This window comes from Pseudomonas sp. NPDC089918, from assembly GCF_050280605.1.
Classification (GTDB): domain Bacteria; phylum Pseudomonadota; class Gammaproteobacteria; order Pseudomonadales; family Pseudomonadaceae; genus Aquipseudomonas.
This window is the reverse complement of sequence record NZ_JBNNVP010000011.1, coordinates 69,785-90,341: the sequence shown is the minus strand read 5'-3', so window position 1 is coordinate 90,341 and position 20,557 is coordinate 69,785. Positions and strand designations below refer to the sequence as shown.

Below are 20,557 nucleotides of genomic sequence, written 5' to 3'. Positions count from 1 at the left end.
CAGCATCGTATCTACCGATACCACGCCCCGCCTTTCAAACATCCGTTTTCAGGTTGTTGCCGCTGGGGCTATCGATACACGTACGCGCCCTTGAGTGGCTGCAAGCGCTCGGGTAATGTCATTAGACCCATAGGACAGAGCACGCTTATGACTTCCAAGCTGGAACAACTCAAACAAATGACCACCGTGGTTGCCGACACCGGCGACTTCGAAGCAATCGCTCGCGTTAAACCGGTGGACGCTACCACCAACCCTTCCCTGCTGCTCAAAGCGGCGGCCATTCCCGCTTATGCCGAGTTGCTGAACGCTTGCGTTCATGACTGCAAGGGCGATGTGGGCCTGGCCAGTGACCGTTTTGGCGTTGCGGTAGGGCAAGAGATTCTGAAGGTTGTACCGGGCCGTATTTCCACTGAAGTGGATGCGCGCCTGTCGTTCGACACTGACGCCGTATTGAAGCGTGCGCACCGTCTGATCGACCTGTACGACAAGGCCGGCGTTGGCCGTGACCGTGTGCTGATCAAGATCGCTTCGACCTGGGAAGGTATCCGCGCTGCCGAGAAGCTGGAAAAGGAAGGCATTCAGACCAACCTGACCTTGCTGTTCTCTTTCGCTCAGGCTGCGGCTTGTGCTGACGCTGGGGTGTTCCTGATTTCGCCGTTCGTTGGCCGTATCTACGACTGGTACAAGAAAGCCACTGGCAACGACTACACCGGCGCGGATGATCCGGGCGTGCAGTCGGTGACGCGTATCTACAACTACTACAAGGCCAATGACTACAAGACTGTGGTGATGGGTGCGAGCTTCCGTAATCTGAATCAGATCGAGCAGTTGGCCGGTTGTGATCGGTTGACCATCAGCCCGGATCTGCTGGAGAAGCTGGCGGCTGATACTGGCAAGCTGGAGCGCAAATTGGCGCCGGGGCATGCTGGTGAGGCGCGTCTGAGCCTGAATGAAGCGCAGTTCCGTTGGTTGTCCAATGAGGATGCGATGGCGACCGAGAAGCTGGCTGAGGGGATTCGTCAGTTTGCTCGGGATCAGGAGAAGCTTGAGGCGTTGTTGCAGGCCAAGCTGTGATCTAGTTCGAAGCTGTGCAAAAAGGGCGAACCTTAGCGGGTTCGCCCTTTTTTGTGCGCGTTTGGTAGTGAGGATTAGGTTGGCTTCGCGCTGGTGGCCGTGGTGGGTGTGCGGACGCCTTCGCGGGCAAGCCCGCTCCCACGGGTTTATGGTATGGCTGAGATCGCTGTGGAAGCGAGCCTGCTCGCGATGGGGCCAGAGCGCCCCTCCATCACTTCAAAGGATCAGTGCCGCTCCAGCGCATTCACCAGGTCATGGAACGCCTCACGGTTGGAGTCGTTCAGGCCCATGAGGATTTTGTGCGCTTCGAGGACTTTGACCCGCACCACTTCTTCGGACTGATCCTGGTCTGGCAGGTCGGTCAGGCATTCAGGGCATGGGATTGGGCGATCAACGATGTTGAACACTTGCTCGAAGCCCATGGACTGCAGCAGACGGGTGATGTCTTCGTGGGTGGTGACGACGGTCGGCAGCAGGCCGACCTTTTGCCGCGACAGGATCGACAGTTTGGCCAGCAGGCCCAGGGTGGTGCTGTCGATGCTGCGGGTTTCGGTCAGATCGATCACGATGGCGTTGAAATTCAACGCGGTGAAGATCCGCTCAATAGTCGCATCCAACGCCGAACACAGGGTCAGGCGAACTTCACCGACGAACTTCAGGACGAAGGTGCCATCCTGCTCGGCGAACTGGATTCTACCGGTACTCATTAAAGATTCCTGCTCAACACCAACAGGGCGATATCATCCGGCATCTCCCCTAGCGTGGCCAATCCAAAAACCTGGCGCAGACCATCCAGGCTGCCGCCCGCTGCCTTCACCCGTTGAGGCAAAGCAGCTTCTTTATCTTTGAGTGTGGGTTCTGGCAAAAGGTCCAAAATGCCATCAGACATCAGCGTCAGGCTGAACACTGGCGGCAATTCCAGTACGTGGTCTTCGTAGGTGGCTTCATTGAAGAGGCCCACCGGCAGACCGCGCCCTTCCAGGTAACGAACACTGTCTGGCGTGTACAACACAGGCAACGGCAGATGACCGCCGATGCTATAGGTCAACAAACCGGTCTCCTCGTCGATGACTCCACCGACCATTGTGACGTGTTTACCCAGCTTACAACTGATCAGGCCCCGGTTGATATGACCAAGAACCTCTGAAGGCTTGAACTCTGGCAATGTGCCGTTGCGCTTGGATTCGAACAGCAAGCGCGTGGTCATGAACTTCAGCAGCACGGTAACGAAGGCTGAAGAGGCGCCATGGCCGGAAACGTCCGCCAGGTAAAACGCTACCCGACGCTCATCGACCCGAAAGTAGTCGACGAAATCGCCCGACAAGTACAACGACGGAATGATCTGGTGCGCGAACTGGAACTCGTTGATGCTCCAGGGGCTGACCGGCAGCATGTTCATCTGCACCTGGCGACCGGCGTTCTGGTCTTCCTGGAGCAGGTTCAGGCTGGCTTCGAGCTCGCGGTTGGCCTTTTCCAGCTTCTCGCGATAGCGCTGGTTTTCCAGCAGCAGGCGCGCACGATCCAGGGCCCGGCGCACGGAGTGCTCGAGCACGGCCAGATCTTCAAGAGGCTTGATCAGATAGTCCGCCGCGCCCAGGCGCAGGGCCTCGACCGCGTCGTTCATCACGCCCGCGCCCGACACCACGATCACCGGGGTCTGCGGCGACAGCTCAGTGACCTGGCGAATGAGTTCGAGTCCGCCCATCTGCGGCATGCGCAGATCGCAGATGACCAAGTCGGGCTTGTCTTGCTCGAATACCTGAAGACCCTGCTGGCCGTTGCTGGCCTGCAGGACACTGAAACCACTGTCTTCCAAGTAGGCCGCGAGGCTCGCGCGCACTACTTCGTCATCATCGATTATCAGCAGCGTGGCACTGGTTTTTGGCATGTGGGCAAACGGCGCCAGAATTAGGTTGGCGTAGCAGGCTGGGCATTGGCCCCCGCACACACTACTGGATTCGCTTTCTAGCCTCTCTGCCGCACCGTTTTCGAGCGTTAGCCCTACTTACAGGTACACCAAAGGTGCCCTTCTAAGGCGCAGACGGTACTCCCATCCGCGAGGCGTTTCAAGCTCACGCCGATGGTCGCTTGACGTCTTTACTTGTCAAATCACCGGGAGTTATAAGAACAGGCAAAACCGTAACCCAAAGGAAGGATCAAGCCCATGAGCCAAACTGATCGGGACTACAGCGAAAAGCGCGATTTCATCCGCATGCGGGTCGATGCCGATGTGGCGCTGATTCATGAAGGCGACGAGGTGCCAGCCGTCTGCATCGACCTTTCCAGCAGCGGTATGCAAGTTGAGGCGCCCCGCTTATTCAAGGTCGGTGACCATCTCAGCGTGCGGATTGATTCCGATCATGCAGCGCTCAAAGGCCTTGAGGCCGATACCGAAGTGGTGTGGGTGAAAACACAGGACGGTTCCAATCAGAAACTCGGGCTTACAATCCTGAAAATGAAATAGCCCCGAATTTACCCGCAAGCCAAACGAAAGAAGGCGGCCAAATGGCCGCCTTCTTCGTTTTTACCGGTCGAGATTAAAAATCGTCTTCGACCTGGCCGTCCTTGACTTTGAATTCGCGGTTTTGCAGGTATGCATTGCGAATAAAGGTGTATTTGTCGCCGCTGACCAGTTTTTCGGCCGACAGCAGATTGGCGCGGGTGTCGACGATGTTCAGGCCGAAGATTGAATTACGCACCGGCACGTCGTGGATGTAGCGGTACGGGCCGGTATAGCCGTCGACATACTTGGAAGGCGCATCACGCAAGGTGCTTGGCCCCATGAGCGGCAACATCAGGTACGGACCGCTGCCCACGCCCCAGTAACCGAGGGTCTGGCCAAAGTCTTCATCATTGCGATGCAGGCCCATTTGGGTGCCCACGTCGAAGAAGCCCAACAGGCCGAAGGTGGTGTTGAAGATCAAACGCGCGGTGTCGACGCCTGCCGCAGCGGGCTTGGCTTGCAACACGTCGTTGGCGAGATTGGTCACGTCGCCGACGTTGCGAAACATATTGTGGATGCCATCTTCCAGAAACTGCGGCGTGACGAATTGATAGCCCTGAGCCAATGGCTTCAGTGCATAAGTGTCAACGAAATCGTTGAACTTGTAGATCGGGCGGTTAATGCTTTCCCAAGGGTCTTCTTCCGTGGCCGCCTGGGCCGCGAACGGAACCAGCAATACACTGGCACACATACAAAGCTGAGCGAGCTGATTGCTCCAGCGCATAGAGAAACTCCTTGGATTCGTACTGGCGCGGGGGCTTGGCCCAGGCGCAAAGGCCGCTAGTATATGACGGAAAACCCGGTTTAGGCAGCATCGTGCGCGATGGCCTCCGGATGATTCTCCTGGCTGGAAGCGATTCACATCAGTGTCACTCAACTGTCACCGTCCACGAATAGCCTTGTTACTATTTCAAGGATGTTGATATGCCACGCGCCGAAAACACACCTCTCGTCGCCCCCAGCCTGACCGCTGTACTGTTCGGCCTCAGCGGATGCCTGGTGGATTTCGGCGCACGTACTCGCCAAGCCGGCAAACTGACTGCCGAGCATGCCGAAGTCACGCTTGGCGCTCTGGACAGCCTGTCCAGCTTGCAGCACCAACAGATTCCTTGCGCCTGGCTCGACGAACTGCCCCCCGCCCTCAGCCACTCTCTGGCCGCGGCACTTCCGGACTGGATTAAACCTTCGCAACACCTGGCAACAATCAATCCATGGCCGGCCCCGAACGCCTGCTGGCAAGCGTTGATGGCGTTGAATGTCGAACGCCTGGACGGTTGCGTGCTGGTCAGCGGTGAACCGCGTCTTCTGCAATCGGGCCTGAATGCCGGGTTGTGGACCATTGGCCTGGCGTCCTGCGGCTCGCTGTGCGGGCTGGCCCCCAGCGAATGGCAGGTCTTGAGCCAAAGGGAACGGGAACATCTGCGCGGCAAGGCGACAATGCAGTTGTTCGGCCTGGGCGTGCATTCGGTGATCGATCATTTGGGCGAACTCGACACCTGCCTGGCCGATATCAGTCTGCGCCGGCTCAAGGGTGAGAAGCCCTGATCGAGATCATGCAGTTTGCCCGGGAGTGGATTAATCTACAGGTCAGCCATAGACCTTTGGCGCGCCGCTGCGGTCTATGCCAGTGCCTATCGATAAAAGGAAGAACGCCATGCCTGCCCGCGAACTGCAAGAACAGCTCAACAAACTGCGCGAGCAATTGGAACAGAATCCACCGCTGACCGAAGCCGAGCGCGACGACCTGCACGCGTTGATGCAACAGATCGAACTCGAACTTGAGCTGGAAACCAAAACCCAGGACACCAACCTCGCCGACAATGTGAACCTGGCCGTCGAGCGCTTCGAACTCGAACACCCGACCCTTGCCGGCACCTTGCGCAACATCGTACAAGCGCTGGGCAACATGGGGATCTGAACCCGCCATGTACAAAAAAGCCCTGCTATCGGTAGCGGGGCTTTTTCATATCCGGGATTTGCAAATGCAATCCCCTGTGGGAGCGAGCCTGCTCGCGATGGCGGAGTATCAGCCAACATTAATGTTGGATGTGCCGCCCTCATCGCGAGCAGGCTCGCTCCCACATTGGTTCTTCATTGACGGACCAGCCGATGGTTCGGCAGTTGCACGTCTTCGGTGCTGCGATACGGGTTGATGTCCAACCCGCCACGACGCACATACCGTGCATACACCGTCAGTTTCTCCGGCTTCAGCAACCGTTGCAGGTCGAGAAAAATCCGCTCCACACACTGCTCATGGAAGTCCGAGTGCTGACGGAAGCTCACGATGTACTCCAGCAAACTCGCATGGTCCAGCGCCGCGCCGCGATACTCCACCGCTACGCTGCCCCAATCTGGCTGACTGGTAACCGGGCAGTTGGATTTGAGCAAATGGCTGTGTACGCACTCTTCAATAATGAGCGACTCATTGCACCGCAGCAGTTCCGGACGCGGATGCTCGTAGTTGCTGACGCTGATATCCAGGTCATCGATACACACACCCGGCAACGCCACGACGCCTTCCGCCTCAACATCTTTCAGGCTGCGAATCCGCACGCCCACCGGTTTGCCGGCAGCGGCCGAAAGGTCTTTTGCCAGCGTCGCTTCAAGGCTTGCGGTATCGGCAAACGCTGTTTGGTTCAGCGAGTTGAGGTACAGCTTGAACGACTTCGATTCGATGATGTTCGGCGAATCCGCCGGAATGCTGAACTCGCCAATCGCCACTACGGGCTTGCCGGACGGCAACAGCCACGACAGCTCGAAGCAGTTCCAGAAGTCCACGCCCTTGTACGGCAGGGTTTCAGCCGTCAGGCCCAGCTCCGCCCATTTCGCGGTACGCGGGATCGGGAACAGCAGGGACGGCGTGTAGGTGGCGATGTATTCGCTGGACTTGCCCAGCGGCGAATGTTCGGCTGCGGGATGCATGGCGGAAACCTGACTGAAGAATCAGCGGATTCTACCAGCCTTTGCTCCCGCCTTTGAGTGCTTACTGACTGACTGTCAGTTTGCCGACCATACCGGCCTGATAGTGGCCGGGGATATTGCAGGCAAATTCCAGGTTGGTGGCCTTGGTGAAAGTCCAGGTCAGCTCGGCGGTTTTGCCTGGTTCCACCAGCACACTGTTCGGGTCATCGTGTTTCATCCCATGCCCTTTGGAGGAATGGTCCATTGTGGCCATGGAGCCGTGATCCATAACCTTCATGCCTGTAGGCATCAGCATGCCGCTTTGCTGCATCTGGAGCATTTCCTGCTGATGCCTGGCATGCATCGCCGCGTCGCCGAGGTTGAATTCGTGCAGTAACTGGCCTTTATTCACCACTACAAAACGCACGGTTTCTCCGGCCTTGATATCAATCGCCTTGGAAGTGAAGGACATATCGCCCATCACCACTTCAACGCTACGGGTAGCCTTGGTCGCTACCGCCGGTTGACCGAAGTCGTAGGAATGCGCCGGTGAAGCTTCCAGTCCCAAGCTCAGAGTCAGCAAGCAAGCGGTCAGTACCAGACGATTTTGCAAAAACATAGTCGCACTCCAACAAGATGAGGTTCAGCTTGTGGGAAACTTAACCCGCGGGCTCTGGCAGCCACCTGACAGGCAGATTACAACTTTGTCAGGTTGGCCTGTATCGCCGCCGCCCACGGTATAACGCAACCGTTCCAACTGCCCGAGTCGCCCATGAAACTGCTGATTGTCGAAGACCAACCGAAAACTGGCCATTACCTGCGCCAGGGCCTGACCGAGGCCGGTTTCACCACCGAATTGGTGGCCGATGGCAACACCGGCCAGCAACTGGCGTTGAGCGGCGATTACGCCTTGTTGATCCTCGATGTGATGCTGCCTGGTCGCGATGGCTGGCAGATTTTGCAAGCTGTGCGCGCCGCGGGTCTCGACACACCGGTACTGTTTCTTACAGCGCGAGACGCTGTGGAGGACAGGGTTCACGGCCTGGAACTGGGTGCCGACGACTATCTGGTCAAACCGTTCGCCTTCTCCGAACTGCTGGCGCGGGTTCGCAGCCTGCTGCGCCGCGGCAGCACCCTGCCTCAGGAAACCAGCCTGCAACTGGCCGACTTGCGCCTGGACCTGATTCGTCGCCGGGTCGAACGCAACGGTCAGCGCATCGACCTGACCGCCAAGGAATTCGCCCTGCTGGAAATGCTCCTGCGACGTCAGGGTGAAGTTCTGCCCAAGTCGCTGATCGCTTCCCAGGTGTGGGACATGAATTTCGACAGCGACACCAATGTTATCGAAGTGGCGATCCGCCGTTTGCGCCTGAAGATCGACGACGACTTCCCGAATAAATTGATCCACACCGTGCGCGGCATGGGCTACGTCCTTGAAGAGCGCCCTGCCTGATGCGCCGACTTTCACTAAGCAATCGCCTGGCGCTGCTGTTTGCGGCCTGCACCGCGGTGGTGTCGTTGTTCGCCGGGGTGTTATTCAGCCGCGCGAGCGAGGCGCATTTTGTCGAACTGGACCAGCAGTTGCTCGACGGCAAACTGATTGGCTTGCGCCGGGCTCTGGATGACATTCCGTCCAGCGAAAGCGAGACCAAACTGGCCGATGAATTGAGCCGACAAGCCGATCTTTCGCTGCGCATCATCGGCAGCGATGGCCAACGCTTGTACGACAGCTCAGCCCGCTTACCCAAAGACTTGCCGCGCCAGTTGGGCCTATCGACGGTGAGTGATGACGGTACTGACTACCGCGTCCTGAATGCACCGCTGTTCCTCGATAAACCCGATTCACCACAACTGACCCTGCTACTGGACATCACCCATCACCAACACTTTCTGCAACGCATGCAGCACCTGATTTGGCTGACGGTCGGTTTGTCGGCGCTGGCCACCGCCCTGCTCGGTGCCTGGGCGGCGCGCAGTGGCTTGCGCCCGCTGCGGCGCATGAGTGCGGTCGCCAGCGGTGTTTCGGCGCAATCGCTCAACGCACGCCTGCCGGAAGCAGACATGCCGCCAGAACTCGCGGAAATGGCCCACAGTTTCAACGCCATGCTCGGACGCCTTGACGACTCTTTTCAGCGGCTCTCGGCGTTTTCCGCCGACATCGCCCATGAACTGCGCACACCGCTGTCGAACCTGCTGACCCACACCCAGGTCACCCTCACCCGCCCTCGCCCCATCGAGGATTACCGCGAGGCACTGCACAGCAATCTCGAAGAACTGCAATGGATGGCGCAACTGGTCAACGACATGTTGTACCTGGCCAAGGCTGACCATGGCTTGCTGATGCCCAAGCGCGAACCGCTGGAACTGGCGGAAGAAGCCGATGTGCTGCTGGAGTTTTTTGCGCCGCTGGCCGAGGACGCTCAGGTGAAATTGAGTCGTGACGGCAGCGCGCGCATGCAGGGCGACCGCAGCATGTTGCGTCGGGCGCTGTCCAATCTGCTGGACAATGCACTGCGGTTTACCCCGGGCGGTGGCGAGGTTCGGGTGAAGATTATCGAACAGCCGACAGGCTTGAGCCTGACGGTTGAAAACAGCGGGGAAGTGATTTCTGAAGACTTGTTGCCGCGCTTGTTTGACCGCTTCTACCGGGCAGACCCGGCGCGCCGTGAAGGCAGCAGTGAGCATGCGGGGTTGGGATTGGCCATCACCCAGTCAATCATCCGCGCCCATGGCGGGCAGATTCGTTGCGAATCGGATAAGGGATGGACGCGGTTTGTGATTGAGTTGCCGAAGGGGGATTGAGGCCAATAGTGCCCGCGAAGAACGATGACGTAATAAACCTGTACCCACAAAAAAATCCGGCCCATTGGCCAATGCCAGTCAGTTAAGGCGCAGAACCTGTGGGAGCTGGCTTGCCCGCGAAGAACGATGACGCGTAGTACCTGAAAAACCGCGGTGCATTCTTCGCGGGCAAGCCACGCTCCCACAGGATTTTCGTCGCTCAAATCTCTTAACTTACCGGCATCAGGCTCATTGGCCGGGTTTCGTTTATCGCCTGTCGTCGGACAATCTGCAAAAGGGGTGCTATCGAGGAGACCAACGGCGGCTACCGATCAGCCGAAAAGCGGTCGCGGCTGTTAGTCAGGTGTAACCACATTGCCGCCCGCGCCGCATCCGGATCCTGCCGTCTGATGGCGTTGAGAATCGCCTCGTGTTCGAGGTTGGCGAGTTGCCCCAGCTTGCTCAAATCCGCCGACCCGCGCTCGGCGGCATTGACGCGGGTCCGGGGGATCATGGCGCTGCCCAGGTGCTGCATGATCTCGGTGAAGCAGACGTTGCCGGTGGCTTCGGCGATCAGCAGATGAAAGCGTTTGTCCGCCTCGACGCAACTGTCGTTGTTGGCCAACAGGCTTTGATAGTCATCCAGCGCTTCACGCATCTGCGCCAACTGCCTGTCTGTGCGACGCACCGCTGCCAGCGCCGCAGCCTGGGTTTCCAGGCCCATGCGCAACTCCAAAATACTGCGCACGCCCAGCGCCGTATCGACATTCAGACGCAGCCCCTGATCCGGTGCGCGCTCTAGAACAAAAGTGCCGATGCCGTGACGGGTTTCCACCAGCCCCGAAGCCTGCAACTTCGAGATCGCTTCGCGCACCACCGTGCGACTGACGCCATGCTCCTGAACAATCGAGTTTTCCGACGGCAGCTTGTCCCCCGGCACCATCTGGCCGAGCAGGATGCTCTGGGTCAGTTTGCTCACCAGATCATGGGCCAGGTTATGGGCACGCTTGCGGGCAGGTGCGTCGATGTCTTCTTGCATGGTGATTTATCCGTAAAGCGGGTATCCGGATCGTATCACCGTGTGCGCTTTTCGATGACGGGAATCTCAATAAAACGCCGCTCAACTTGTATGACAACACTCAATATTTACTGCACAAAAGACGATTTACACCATCGCACCCAAGCGCTCCGCCGCGACAAAGGGAAAATTATCGGCTGAACACATCCGTGAACAACCCAACAAATACGCCATACAAACCCGTAAAACGAATAAAAACCCTTCCGCCTAGCACCATTTTGTTGAGTGACGGTACTTGTAGGACAAAAAAGCCTAGTTGTATGATGTCTATCAACAACGCAGCATCCAGCCACACCCCGCATAAAAATAACGAGTGGGAGAAAAAGCAGTGAATACATCCATATCCGGGATGACCGAGGGCGCCGATTCGGTCCTGAAGTCCGCCATCTCGAAAGTGAAACGCCACGTTCTGCCGCTGTTCGTGATCATGTTCATCGTCAACTACATCGACCGCGTGAACATTGGCTTCGTCCGCGCGCACATGGAGCATGACCTGGGCATTGGCGCTGCCGCCTACGGCTTCGGTGCCGGTCTGTTCTTCATTGGTTACGCGCTGTTCGAAGTCCCCTCCAACATCCTCCTGCAAAAAGTCGGCGCACGAATCTGGCTGACCCGCATCATGCTGACCTGGGGCCTGGTGGCCGCCTGCATGGCGTTCATCCAGAACGAAACCCACTTCTACATTCTGCGGTTTTTGCTCGGTGTCGCCGAAGCCGGTTTCTTCCCCGGGGTGATTTATTACTTCACCCGCTGGTTGCCTGGCGTCGAACGCGGCAAGGCGATTGCGATCTTCCTCAGCGGCTCAGCCATAGCGTCGCTGATCTCCGGCCCGCTGTCCGGGCTGCTGCTGCAAATCAGTGGTTTGGGCATGCACGGCTGGCAGTGGATGTACTTCATTGAAGGGATGTTCTCGGTCGGGCTGTGCGTGTTCGTCTGGTTCTGGCTGGACTCCAAGCCCCACGACGCCAAATGGCTGACCCTTCCTGAGCAGGACGCACTGGTCAAAGCCATCGATGACGAACAACTGGCCCGCGAAGCCGCGACGCCGATCAAACCGTCGCTGGGCACACTGCTCAAGGATCGTCAGATCATCCTGTTTTGCCTGATCTACTTCTTCATCCAGTTGACCATCTACGCCGCGACCTTCTGGCTGCCGAGCATCATCAAGAAGATGGGCGACCTGAGCGACATCCAGGTCGGGTTGTTCAACTCGATTCCATGGTTGCTGTCAATCGTCGGCATGTACGCCTTCGCCACGTTGTCGGCCAAATGGAAACACCAGCAAGCCTGGGTCGCCGCTGCGCTGCTGATCGCTGCCGCCGGGATGTTCATGTCCACCACGGGAGGGCCGATCTTCGCCTTCGTCGCCATTTGCTTCGCCGCGCTGGGTTTCAAATCGGCATCGTCGCTGTTCTGGCCAATTCCCCAGGCGTACCTGGATGCTCGGATTGCTGCAGGCGTGATCGCACTGATCAACTCGGTGGGCAACCTCGGTGGCTTCGTTGCGCCGACCACCTTCGGTCTGCTGGAACAACACACCGGGTCGATTCAGGGCGGGCTGTACGGCCTGGCCGCCACCTCGATCATTGCCGCGATCATCGTTTTCGCCGCGCGCAACAAACCGAAAACCGCACCTGTGGTTGCCCTGAGCAAACCAGCACCTAATCACGCCTGAACATTGGTTTTAAGGACAAGAAAATGAACCCACAAGAAGCCGCAAAAGCCCCGATCATCACCAGCATGCAGGTTGTGCCGGTGGCCGGCCACGATGGCATGCTGCTCAACCTGAGCGGCGCGCACGGCCCGTTTTTCACCCGCAATATCGTGATCCTCAAGGACAACGCCGGTCACACTGGCGTCGGCGAAGTGCCGGGTGGCGAGCGTATTCGTCAGACGCTGGAAGATGCGCGCGCACTGGTGGTCGGCAGCCCGATCGGCACTTACCAGAAGATCCTCAATCAAGTGCGCCAGACCTTTGCCGATCGCGATGCCGGTGGTCGCGGCCTGCAGACCTTCGACCTGCGCATCACCATTCACGCGGTCACTGGCCTTGAAGCCGCCCTGCTCGACTTGCTCGGCCAGCATTTGGACGTACCGGTCGCGGCCCTGCTCGGCGAAGGCCAGCAGCGCGACGAAGTGAAGATGCTCGGTTACCTGTTTTATGTCGGTGATCGCAATGAAACCGATCTGGCCTACCGCAGCGAACCGGACGCCGACAACGACTGGTTCCGTGTGCGTCACGAAAAAGCCATGAGCGCCGGCGCCGTGGTGCGCCTGGCCGAAGCTGCCCACGCCCGTTATGGCTTCAAGGACTTCAAACTCAAGGGCGGCGTGTTGAGTGGCGACGAGGAAATCGAAGCGGTCACAGCCCTCGCCGAACGTTTTCCCGATGCGCGCATCACCCTTGATCCGAATGGCGCCTGGTCGCTCAAAGAAGCGATCCGCCTGTGCCGGGATCAGCATCACGTTCTCGCTTACGCCGAAGACCCATGCGGTGCGGAAAACGGTTACTCGGGCCGGGAAGTCATGGCCGAATTCCGTCGTGCCACGGGCCTGAAAACCGCGACCAACATGATCGCCACCGACTGGCGGGAAATGGGCCATGCGATCCAGTTGCAGTCAGTAGATATTCCTTTGGCAGACCCGCACTTCTGGACTATGCAAGGCTCGGTTCGAGTCGCGCAAATGTGCCACGAATGGGGCCTGACCTGGGGCTCGCATTCCAACAACCACTTCGATATTTCCCTGGCCATGTTCACCCACGTCGCAGCCGCCGCGCCGGGTGAAATCACCGCCATCGACACCCACTGGATCTGGCAGGACGGTCAGAGCCTGACCAAAGCCCCGCTGCAAATCGTCGACGGCTGTGTGCAGGTGCCGAAAAAACCTGGCCTGGGGGTTGAGCTGGACATGGATCAACTGGCCAAGGCCCATGAGCTGTACAGAGGCATGGGGCTGGGCGCTCGGGATGACAGCGTGGCGATGCAGTTTCTGATTCCGGGGTGGAAATTCGATAACAAGCGGCCGTGTCTGGTGCGGTAACCCTCTGAAAACACCTCAATCCCTGTGGGAGAGCCTGTGTGGCGAGGGGGCTTGCCCCCGTTCGATTGCGAAGCAGTCGCAAAAATGGCCAATCGGTTCTTTAAGACGAAACCCGGTGATGGTATTGGGAGTGCTGCGCACTCCAACGGGGGCAAGCCCCCTCGCCACATAAGCTCGCTCCCACAGGTTTTTGTATTAAAGCGAAGCTTGCAGCAGCCAGTCCTTGAACGCGGCCATCGCCGACGTTTCAGGGCGCGACTGCAAGCGGGTCAGCCAGTAGCTGCCCGTGGTGATCCCGATGGCAAATGGTTGCTCGATTACGCCCGCCGCCAGTTGTCGAGAGAACATCAAGGGCGGCGCCAATGCTACGCCCGCCCCTTGCAACGCCGCTTCCATCATCGCCAGCGAGGAATCGAAGACGATGCTCCGGGGCGGTGCGGCATGGGCCGAGAGACCGGTCGCCTGAAACCACTCCGGCCACTCATCCGTGCGATAGGAACGCAACAGCGTTTGCTGCAACAGATCGGCCGGTGTGTGCAATTGCCGCGCAATCTCGGGAACGCAGAGCACCGACAGCGGCGCCTCGATCAGCCGTACCGCTTCGATCCCATGCCACGCCCCTGCGCCAAAGCGAATGGCGTAATCCAGCCCTTCAGCGGCCACGTCCACCCGGTTATTGTTGGTCGACAGACGCAAATCGATAAACGGATGTTTCGTCTGAAAATCCGCCAGCCGCGGTAACAGCCAACCGACCGCAAACGTCCCCACCGCCCCCACTGTCAACACCTCGCGAAAATGCCCGCCCTCGAAACGCTCAAGGGTTTCGGCGATCCGGTCGAAAGAGTCGCGCAACACCGGCAGCAGGGTTTCACCTTCGTTGGTCAGCATCAGGCCTCGGGGCAGGCGTTTGAACAAAGTCACGTTAAGCTGGGCTTCAAGGCTTTTGACCTGATGGCTCACCGCCGCCTGCGTGACACACAACTCCACCGCCGCCCGGGTGAAACTCAAATGGCGCGCCGACGCCTCGAAAGCGCGTAGCGCATTCAGCGGTAGATGAGGACGAATCATGCCCACTCCAAAAATTTTCTAATGGCTCATCCGAAATATCGTCGTTTGTCGGTCTTCGCCAAACTGCATAGATTTGGCTCGCCCAGCAACGGACCGGCTTGAAAAACCGCTCGGAGTGTAGCGGTTAACACAACAGAAACTCATGGAAAATGACTCAATCATGCGTATAAAAAATCAGAGAGAACTCGCGTCTTACAGCGCTTTCGCACTTCTGCTAGGCGTCAGTCACAGCTTTGCTGACGACCGCATCGAAGCGATCGTCAAGGCCGCCGTTGAACCGGTGATGCAGCAACAGCAGATCCCCGGTGTCGCGGTCGCGATTACAGTCAACGGCCAACCGCATTACTTTAACTACGGCGTGGCCTCGAAAGAAAACGGCAAAGCCGTTACCGAAGACACCCTGTTCGAGATCGGTTCGGTGAGCAAAACCTTCACCGCCACCCTCGCCGCCTATGCCCAGGCGACAGGCAAACTGGCCCTCTCGGACAACGCCAGTAAGGTTCTACCGACATTACGTGGCAGCGCGTTCGACAACATCAACGTGCTGCAACTCGGCACCTACACCGCCGGTGGCTTGCCCCTGCAATTCCCCAGCGATGCAGACCATCAGAACAAAATGCTCGGCTATTTCAAGCAGTGGAAACCGGCCTACGCCGCCGGCACTCATCGCCTGTATTCAAACCCCAGCCTTGGGTTGTTCGGCTATCTGGCGGCGCAAAGCATGGGGGCGCCGTTCGATAAGCTGATGGAAAAAACCTTGCTGCCGAAACTCGGCCTCAAGCATAGCTACCTCAAGGTGCCGCAGGATCAGATGGCGCTTTACGCCCAGGGTTACAACAAGGACGACAAGCCTGTGCGGGTCGGCCCGGGCGCATTGGATTCCGAAGCGTATGGCGTGAAAACCAGTGCCTCGGACCTGCTTCGCTATGTTGAAGCGAACATGAATCCGGCTTCGCTGGAAAAGCCCTTGCAGCAAGCCATCGCCACCACACATACCGGCTACTACACCGTTGGCGAGATGACTCAAGGGTTGGGGTGGGAGTTCTACAACTATCCGGTAACGCTCGATACATTGCTGGCGGGCAACTCGTCGCAGACGGCGTTTGAGGCTCATGCAGTCCAACCGCTGAACCCGCCTCAACTGCAACACGATCATGTCCTGATCAACAAAACCGGCTCAACCGGCGGCTTTGGCGCCTATGTAGCTTTTATCCCGGCGAAGGACATTGGCATCGTGATCCTGGCCAACAAAAACTACCCAAACCCCGAGCGAATCAAAATCGCCCACAAAATATTGAGTGCCCTGGCGGAATAATCCCGACAATCCATCACGGCTGGGCAACCGCGCACCTGTGGCGAGGGGGCTTGCCCCCGTTGGGCTGCGCAGCGGCCCCAAACCAGCCACCGCGTTGTATCAAATAGACCTCTGATGCCGGATTTACGACTGCTGCGCAGCCGAACGGGGTGATGCGGCATTCCGACAAGCCCCCTCGCCACAGGGTTTGGCGTTGGCAAATAAAATGGGCGACCTCTTAAGGTCGCCCATTTTTCTTTACTGCACTTAAACCTGCGCCCGCAATCGTCGTCCGATCACATCCATCAAATCACAACCGTCGCGCATTGGAATCGCCAGCACCCGCGCGAAGTCCTGCAACAGCAATGCATCGCGGCTGTTCCCCTCGCCGATGGAAAGGGTTTCCAGCAACTGAGTCACGCTTCTGATGCGATAGGCCGCTGTGTCATGCAACACGTCCACAGGCGCCTCGGTATCAATCAGCAACGATGCAATTGTGCATTCGATGCCCGTAATCGGCATGTATCGAGCCATAACTGAACCTCCCTGATCAATGTTGAGTGCTTGGCTGAACAGCAGGCGTGCCTTCGAGCGAATCGATGTTGTCCAGTGCGCGGTTCACCAGCAATTGCGCGACTACCGCCAACTGCTGAATCGACAGCGCCACGTTGCGGTTGGAGCTTTCCAGCTTGCAGGCCAGGTCGGTAATCAGCACATTCAGGGATGCGAGGGTTTCACAGGCGTGGCTTAGCAGGGTTTCTGTATGGACGCCGGGGACGATGGTGAAGATATGGCTGATAGGGTCAGCGTGGTTGGGGTTACGTAAGCGAGCGCTGACGGCGGGCTCGGTGATTTCAGATAGTGGAACGGGATCAAGGGGGTCGGATGGGGATTCGGGGGGATTGGGAGTAACTTTCTTCATATGTAAAGCTCCATTAACAATTTAGGAAAACTGCCAATCTCACTTCCACATGAGGGTGACAGCTGTACGCAGGTGTGGAAGACCAGGGGGAACCTACCAAAACCCGGCGCACTCGAAAGTGCCCCGCGCACAGCCGCCATAACGCGGCAATGTTGACATAAAAAATGTCGCCATGCGCTTTACGAGCGTTGGTAAGTGTCTCTGACCACCGGACTTCCACATCCGACCACTGATTTTGCAGCGGCAGAAGAAGGTTATCCGGGCAGCCGGCCGAGCGATAGTTCATGGAGTGCACCACGTCTTGCAGGAAATGTCCGAAGCAAACGAAGGCCCATACATAACGTCCTAGGACGCTCCGATTCCGTAGCAGCTGCCGAGCCCGCGAGGCTGCGTTCGGCTGCGCAGCAGTCGTAATCCGGCGGATGCGGTTTGCCTGAAAGAGCGCAGTGGCAAGTATTACGACCGCTTCGCGGCCGAACGCAGCCTCGCGGGCTCGGCAGCTGCTACGGATATCTGAAGGCAAACAAAATGGGCTACCTCTTGAGGTCGCCCATTTTCGTTACGGCACTTAAACCTGCGCCAAACCCTGTGGCGAGGGGGCTTGCCCCCGTTGGGCTGCGAAGCGGCCCCAAAACCAATCAACGCGTTGCATCAGATAGACCTCAGATGCCGGGTTTACGACTGCTGCGCAGCCGAACGGGGGCAAGCCCCCTCGCCACAGTTTTTTGTTGAGCAGTGAAAATCAAAGTGGCTACCGACATGAGGTCGCCGGATCGCCTGAGCCTTTCCTGGGCATAGCGTTATTCGATGCTTATTAGTTCCACATCAAATATGAGCGTTGCATTCGGTGGGATGACCTCGCCCGCGCCTCGAGTGCCATAGCCAAAATCTGGCGAGATAGTCAGTTTGCTCTTCTGCCCCACGCTCATCTGTGCAACCCCTTCATCCCAACCCTTGATTACTTGGCCCACGCCAATTTTGAATTTAAACGGCTCACCACGATCATGACTTGAATCAAACTTTTCACCATTCACAAGTGTGCCGGTGTAGTGGACGGAGACAATCTGTCCCCCTTTGGGAAATGTTGTTCCGTCTCCTGGTTCTAACGTTTCTAGTGTTACGCCCATTTTTTCGCCTCGAAAGCAAGAATGCAGATCAGTTTTGACGCAATCAGTACCGCGCGTCATGACGCCCATGTTTGGTCAAACCCACACTGATTCCAACTGTCATAAATGATAGTTTTCTAGCACGTTTGGTTATTTATCCAATGAGGAATTGATCGCTCTCGATCTGATCACTTGGCATTTTGGTCGATGATCACTCTGTGGTGTGCGACCTGCTTCGCAGGCCAACGGGGGCAAGCCCCCTCGCCACAGGGATTTTCACCCCCATGGAGGAAATTCAATCATCCGGCATTTCAGGCGGTTTGGCGGGCTTCGCCGGTTTGCCCTTTGCGCCTTTGGCCGGTGCAACCTCAGCCACCGGCGCTGGCACCGGTACTGTCGCTTCCTTTTCGGCGGCTGGCAGCGCGTCGATGGTGCTGAAAATCTCTTTCAGCTCGACCACATCCTTTTCAAGCTTCTTTTCGCCGTCCTTGCCGACCAGGATGATTTTGCTCTTCGCCCCGGCGCCCAACTTGAGCGAACGGATCAACGCCATTGTCGTTTGCGGGTCGAGGTCTTTGCCGTCGCGTTGCCCCATCGTATTGATCACGGTGTACAGCACCATGTTTCGCTCGGTGAAGCCCTTGCGGCTGGCGGGTTCATCCAGCGATTTTTTCAGGCTGACCCAGGTGGGATCAACCGAACTGGGCGCGATGACGATCAGGGGACGGGCCCTGCCCACGTCTTTAACCAGAGGGGAATCGTCATCGGCGGCGAACAAGGGGCCGACGAAAGCCAGCAGAGTAGCCAGGGTCAAAGACCTGATGAGCATGCGCATCTCCTTTTGATATCCACGCTCTAATGATTGCGCATCGCGGCGAACGTTCCGGGTGAGGCAACGTGTTTGTGTTCACCTTGCCCCAAGCTTAGGTCAGGGCAGTCATTGCGCAACAGCCTGAGCTAATCTCATAGCACGACTCGCACCACCTGATTCGCCGTGAGGATTTTTCCATGAGCGCTCAGCTGAACCACACCATCGTCTGGTGCCGTGACAAACAGGTGTCGGCCCGCTACCTGACCGACCTCCTCGGCCTGCCCGATGCCGAGCCGTTCGGACCGATGCTGGTGGTCAAATTCGATAATGGTGTGTCGCTGGATTTCTACAACAACGACCCGCCGATCGCGTCCCAACACTATGCGTTTCTGATTGGCGACGAAGACTTCGATGCGGCCTTCGCTCGCCTGCAAGCGTGCAGGCAGCCCTGGTGGGCCGATCCTGGCAAGCAACGGCCGAACGAGATCAATGATTACGGCGGTGGCCGGCGGGTGTATTTCGATGACCCGGACGGGCATCTGCTGGAGATTTTTACCCGGGAATAGAGATCCGTCATATACCGAACGGAAAGGTGTCTTCCTCGTGCTCCATGAATTCAGGCGCCGGCAATGGCGAGACCGCATGGGTTTTTTCGATCCAGACAAAAGCGTCGAACTGCTCTGCCAGTACGGCCTGAAAGTAATGGCTCTGGCGCTCGGTCCTGGGTCGATAGATGACGCCGATGGCGCGCTCAAGTAATGGCCCGGCCAGTACGTCCAGCAATTCCTCGCTCGGTGACGTCCGCCAGTCGAGCAGCGCTGCGGGAACTCCGGCCTGGAGAAACAGTTGTTCCCAGCTGTCGGCCAATGCCGGGTTCACCTGTTTGACCTGCATCGGCTCGTCCCAGTCGTCGGCGGCGGCGACGGTGCCATGGTCGGTGCCCATGCCGATCAGCACCGCTTGTGAACCGTAGGCCGTGCGGCACAACTGGCCGATGTTGAACTGCCCCTCCCAGCCCATTTGCGTGGCGGCGGCGTTGCCGATGTGTGAGTTATGCGCCCACACCACCGCTTTGGCGCCTGCCCCGCGATGCTCCATCAGAGTTTGCAAGGTGTCGAACATGTGCAGGTCACGCAGGTTCCACGAGGCGGTCGAGCCGCGATACATGGCGCGGTAATACTGTTCGGCGGCCCGCACCACGCGGGCGTTCTGGGTGGCGCTGAAAAACGCCTCGTCGTCGGCGACCATCGGGTCAAGCCGTTCGCCCAGCAACACATTCAATTGCTCGACCACTGCGTCCTCGCACGTGGCCATGTTGCCCCGCTCAGCGAAATGACCGTACAGCGCCGGGTCGTCATGCCACGGCGTCAGGCAGCTGTAGCGATGACGGGCCTCTTTCGCCAGTTGCGGGTCGGTCTTATCGAGATAGCCCAGCACTTCGTCGATGGAATGACGCATGCTGTAAACATCCAGCCCCCGAAATTCCACCCGCTGCTCAAGCGCCAAGCCGCGATTATGGTGGTGCAGCCAGCGGGTGAAAGTCTGCACAGCGGTGTTGCGCCACATCCAGGTGGGGAATCGGGCGAAGGCCTGTTTTTTCCAGGCAGAGCGGCCCAGGTCGCGGACACATCGATCGATCTGGCCGGCATCGGGCCAGTCGGCCTCGACCGCGACGATGCCGAAGCCATGCTGCTCGATCAGGCGGCGGGTGATCGCCGCTCGGGTCTGGTAGAAGTCTTGGGTGCCGTGGCTGGCTTCGCCGATCAGCACCACGCTGGCATCGCCAAAGCGGTCGAAGAGTTTGCCGAATTCAGGTGAGTCGAGTGCAGGCAACGGCTCGGCATGACGGCGTAGCACCTCGGCCGCGTTGCCGGGTGGCTCGCCGCGGGGGCGGCGGAACCGTCGTAGAAGATCGTTTACGGGGCTGTTCATGGACGTCATGACCTCATCTGAACGTGGTCATAATTTTGACTACGC

General features: G+C 58.2%; 22 protein-coding genes. 10 read left to right on the top strand and 12 right to left on the bottom strand.

From position 1 onward, the window contains the following. Positions 1–147: 147 nt before the first annotated feature. Entirely contained in the window at positions 148–1,074 is a 927-nt protein-coding gene (gene tal / locus ACQKPC_RS10680) for a transaldolase (protein ID WP_008007128.1), read from the top strand. Between the two features lie 224 nt (positions 1,075–1,298). Here the strand turns inward: tal and rssC are convergent, their stop codons facing one another. Beyond that, the gene (gene rssC, locus ACQKPC_RS10675) at positions 1,299–1,781 is read right to left on the bottom strand and encodes an anti-sigma factor antagonist RssC (RefSeq protein WP_007897104.1); all 483 of its coding nucleotides are present in this window, start codon (positions 1,779–1,781) and stop codon (positions 1,299–1,301) included. Continuing rightward, on the bottom strand, positions 1,781–2,962 hold the full coding sequence (rssB, locus tag ACQKPC_RS10670) for a two-component system response regulator RssB (RefSeq protein ID WP_008076016.1): 1,182 nt from the start codon (positions 2,960–2,962) through the stop codon (positions 1,781–1,783). Before rssB ends, rssC begins: the two co-directional genes overlap by 1 nt. 276 nt (positions 2,963–3,238) lie before the next feature. Here rssB and ACQKPC_RS10665 point away from each other — a divergent pair, with 276 nt between their 5' ends. Continuing rightward, positions 3,239–3,538: a PilZ domain-containing protein gene (locus ACQKPC_RS10665; RefSeq protein ID WP_123497823.1), complete on the top strand. Its 300-nt coding sequence runs from the start codon at positions 3,239–3,241 to the stop codon at positions 3,536–3,538. A gap of 73 nt (positions 3,539–3,611) precedes the next feature. On the opposite strand, the gene ACQKPC_RS10660 is transcribed toward ACQKPC_RS10665, so the two are convergent. After that, the gene (locus tag ACQKPC_RS10660) at positions 3,612–4,301 is read right to left on the bottom strand and encodes an MlaA family lipoprotein (RefSeq protein ID WP_008071107.1); all 690 of its coding nucleotides are present in this window, start codon (positions 4,299–4,301) and stop codon (positions 3,612–3,614) included. A gap of 200 nt (positions 4,302–4,501) precedes the next feature. Between ACQKPC_RS10660 and ACQKPC_RS10655 the strand changes: the two genes are divergently transcribed. Both ACQKPC_RS10655 and ACQKPC_RS10650 read left to right on the top strand, forming a co-directional pair. Further along, on the top strand, positions 4,502–5,122 hold the full coding sequence (locus ACQKPC_RS10655) for an HAD family phosphatase (RefSeq protein ID WP_427624504.1): 621 nt from the start codon (positions 4,502–4,504) through the stop codon (positions 5,120–5,122). A gap of 109 nt (positions 5,123–5,231) precedes the next feature. Continuing rightward, a complete protein-coding gene (locus ACQKPC_RS10650) occupies positions 5,232–5,495 on the top strand; it encodes a DUF4404 family protein (protein WP_427624503.1) in 264 nt (87 codons plus the stop codon). 173 nt (positions 5,496–5,668) lie between these two features. Here ACQKPC_RS10650 and queF read toward each other — a convergent pair whose 3' ends face one another. Continuing rightward, the gene (gene queF, locus ACQKPC_RS10645; protein WP_427624501.1) at positions 5,669–6,499 is read right to left on the bottom strand and encodes an NADPH-dependent 7-cyano-7-deazaguanine reductase QueF; all 831 of its coding nucleotides are present in this window, start codon (positions 6,497–6,499) and stop codon (positions 5,669–5,671) included. Positions 6,500–6,560: 61 nt separating this feature from the next. Further along, complete coding sequence (locus ACQKPC_RS10640; RefSeq protein ID WP_427624500.1) at positions 6,561–7,097, bottom strand: cupredoxin domain-containing protein; 537 nt, start codon at positions 7,095–7,097, stop codon at positions 6,561–6,563. A gap of 153 nt (positions 7,098–7,250) precedes the next feature. Between ACQKPC_RS10640 and ACQKPC_RS10635 the strand changes: the two genes are divergently transcribed. Both ACQKPC_RS10635 and ACQKPC_RS10630 read left to right on the top strand, forming a co-directional pair. Continuing rightward, positions 7,251–7,931 (top strand): heavy metal response regulator transcription factor, encoded by a 681-nt coding sequence (locus tag ACQKPC_RS10635; protein ID WP_427624498.1) that lies wholly within the window; start codon positions 7,251–7,253, stop codon positions 7,929–7,931. After that, positions 7,931–9,280, top strand: a complete 1,350-nt coding sequence (locus ACQKPC_RS10630) for a heavy metal sensor histidine kinase (protein ID WP_427624496.1) — start codon at positions 7,931–7,933, stop codon at positions 9,278–9,280. Before ACQKPC_RS10635 ends, ACQKPC_RS10630 begins: the two co-directional genes overlap by 1 nt. A gap of 304 nt (positions 9,281–9,584) precedes the next feature. Here ACQKPC_RS10630 and ACQKPC_RS10625 read toward each other — a convergent pair whose 3' ends face one another. Continuing rightward, entirely contained in the window at positions 9,585–10,298 is a 714-nt protein-coding gene (locus ACQKPC_RS10625; RefSeq protein ID WP_427624494.1) for a FadR/GntR family transcriptional regulator, read from the bottom strand. Positions 10,299–10,665: 367 nt separating this feature from the next. Here ACQKPC_RS10625 and ACQKPC_RS10620 point away from each other — a divergent pair, with 367 nt between their 5' ends. Then, positions 10,666–12,012: an MFS transporter gene (locus tag ACQKPC_RS10620; RefSeq protein ID WP_427624493.1), complete on the top strand. Its 1,347-nt coding sequence runs from the start codon at positions 10,666–10,668 to the stop codon at positions 12,010–12,012. A 23-nt stretch (positions 12,013–12,035) separates the two neighbouring features. After that, on the top strand, positions 12,036–13,379 hold the full coding sequence (gudD, locus tag ACQKPC_RS10615) for a glucarate dehydratase (protein ID WP_427624492.1): 1,344 nt from the start codon (positions 12,036–12,038) through the stop codon (positions 13,377–13,379). 195 nt (positions 13,380–13,574) lie between these two features. Here gudD and ACQKPC_RS10610 read toward each other — a convergent pair whose 3' ends face one another. Then, a complete protein-coding gene (locus ACQKPC_RS10610; protein ID WP_427624490.1) occupies positions 13,575–14,447 on the bottom strand; it encodes a LysR family transcriptional regulator in 873 nt (290 codons plus the stop codon). 160 nt (positions 14,448–14,607) lie between these two features. On the opposite strand from ACQKPC_RS10610, the gene ampC reads away from it, so the two are divergent. Beyond that, the gene (gene ampC, locus ACQKPC_RS10605; RefSeq protein ID WP_427624488.1) at positions 14,608–15,762 is read left to right on the top strand and encodes a class C beta-lactamase; all 1,155 of its coding nucleotides are present in this window, start codon (positions 14,608–14,610) and stop codon (positions 15,760–15,762) included. A gap of 246 nt (positions 15,763–16,008) precedes the next feature. Here ampC and ACQKPC_RS10600 read toward each other — a convergent pair whose 3' ends face one another. From ACQKPC_RS10600 to ACQKPC_RS10585, 4 genes are all read right to left on the bottom strand, one after another. Continuing rightward, entirely contained in the window at positions 16,009–16,275 is a 267-nt protein-coding gene (locus ACQKPC_RS10600) for a hypothetical protein (protein ID WP_427624487.1), read from the bottom strand. Between the two features lie 16 nt (positions 16,276–16,291). Next, complete coding sequence (locus ACQKPC_RS10595; protein WP_427624486.1) at positions 16,292–16,663, bottom strand: DUF6124 family protein; 372 nt, start codon at positions 16,661–16,663, stop codon at positions 16,292–16,294. 800 nt (positions 16,664–17,463) lie between these two features. After that, entirely contained in the window at positions 17,464–17,859 is a 396-nt protein-coding gene (locus ACQKPC_RS10590) for an FKBP-type peptidyl-prolyl cis-trans isomerase (protein WP_427624484.1), read from the bottom strand. 205 nt (positions 17,860–18,064) lie between these two features. Continuing rightward, on the bottom strand, positions 18,065–18,598 hold the full coding sequence (locus ACQKPC_RS10585) for a DUF4174 domain-containing protein (protein ID WP_192343285.1): 534 nt from the start codon (positions 18,596–18,598) through the stop codon (positions 18,065–18,067). A 179-nt stretch (positions 18,599–18,777) separates the two neighbouring features. Here ACQKPC_RS10585 and ACQKPC_RS10580 point away from each other — a divergent pair, with 179 nt between their 5' ends. Beyond that, positions 18,778–19,146, top strand: coding sequence for a VOC family protein (locus tag ACQKPC_RS10580; RefSeq protein WP_427624482.1), 369 nt, complete (start codon positions 18,778–18,780; stop codon positions 19,144–19,146). 7 nt (positions 19,147–19,153) lie between these two features. Here the strand turns inward: ACQKPC_RS10580 and ACQKPC_RS10575 are convergent, their stop codons facing one another. Further along, the gene (locus ACQKPC_RS10575) at positions 19,154–20,512 is read right to left on the bottom strand and encodes an erythromycin esterase family protein (RefSeq protein WP_427624480.1); all 1,359 of its coding nucleotides are present in this window, start codon (positions 20,510–20,512) and stop codon (positions 19,154–19,156) included. Positions 20,513–20,557: the final 45 nt, after the last annotated feature.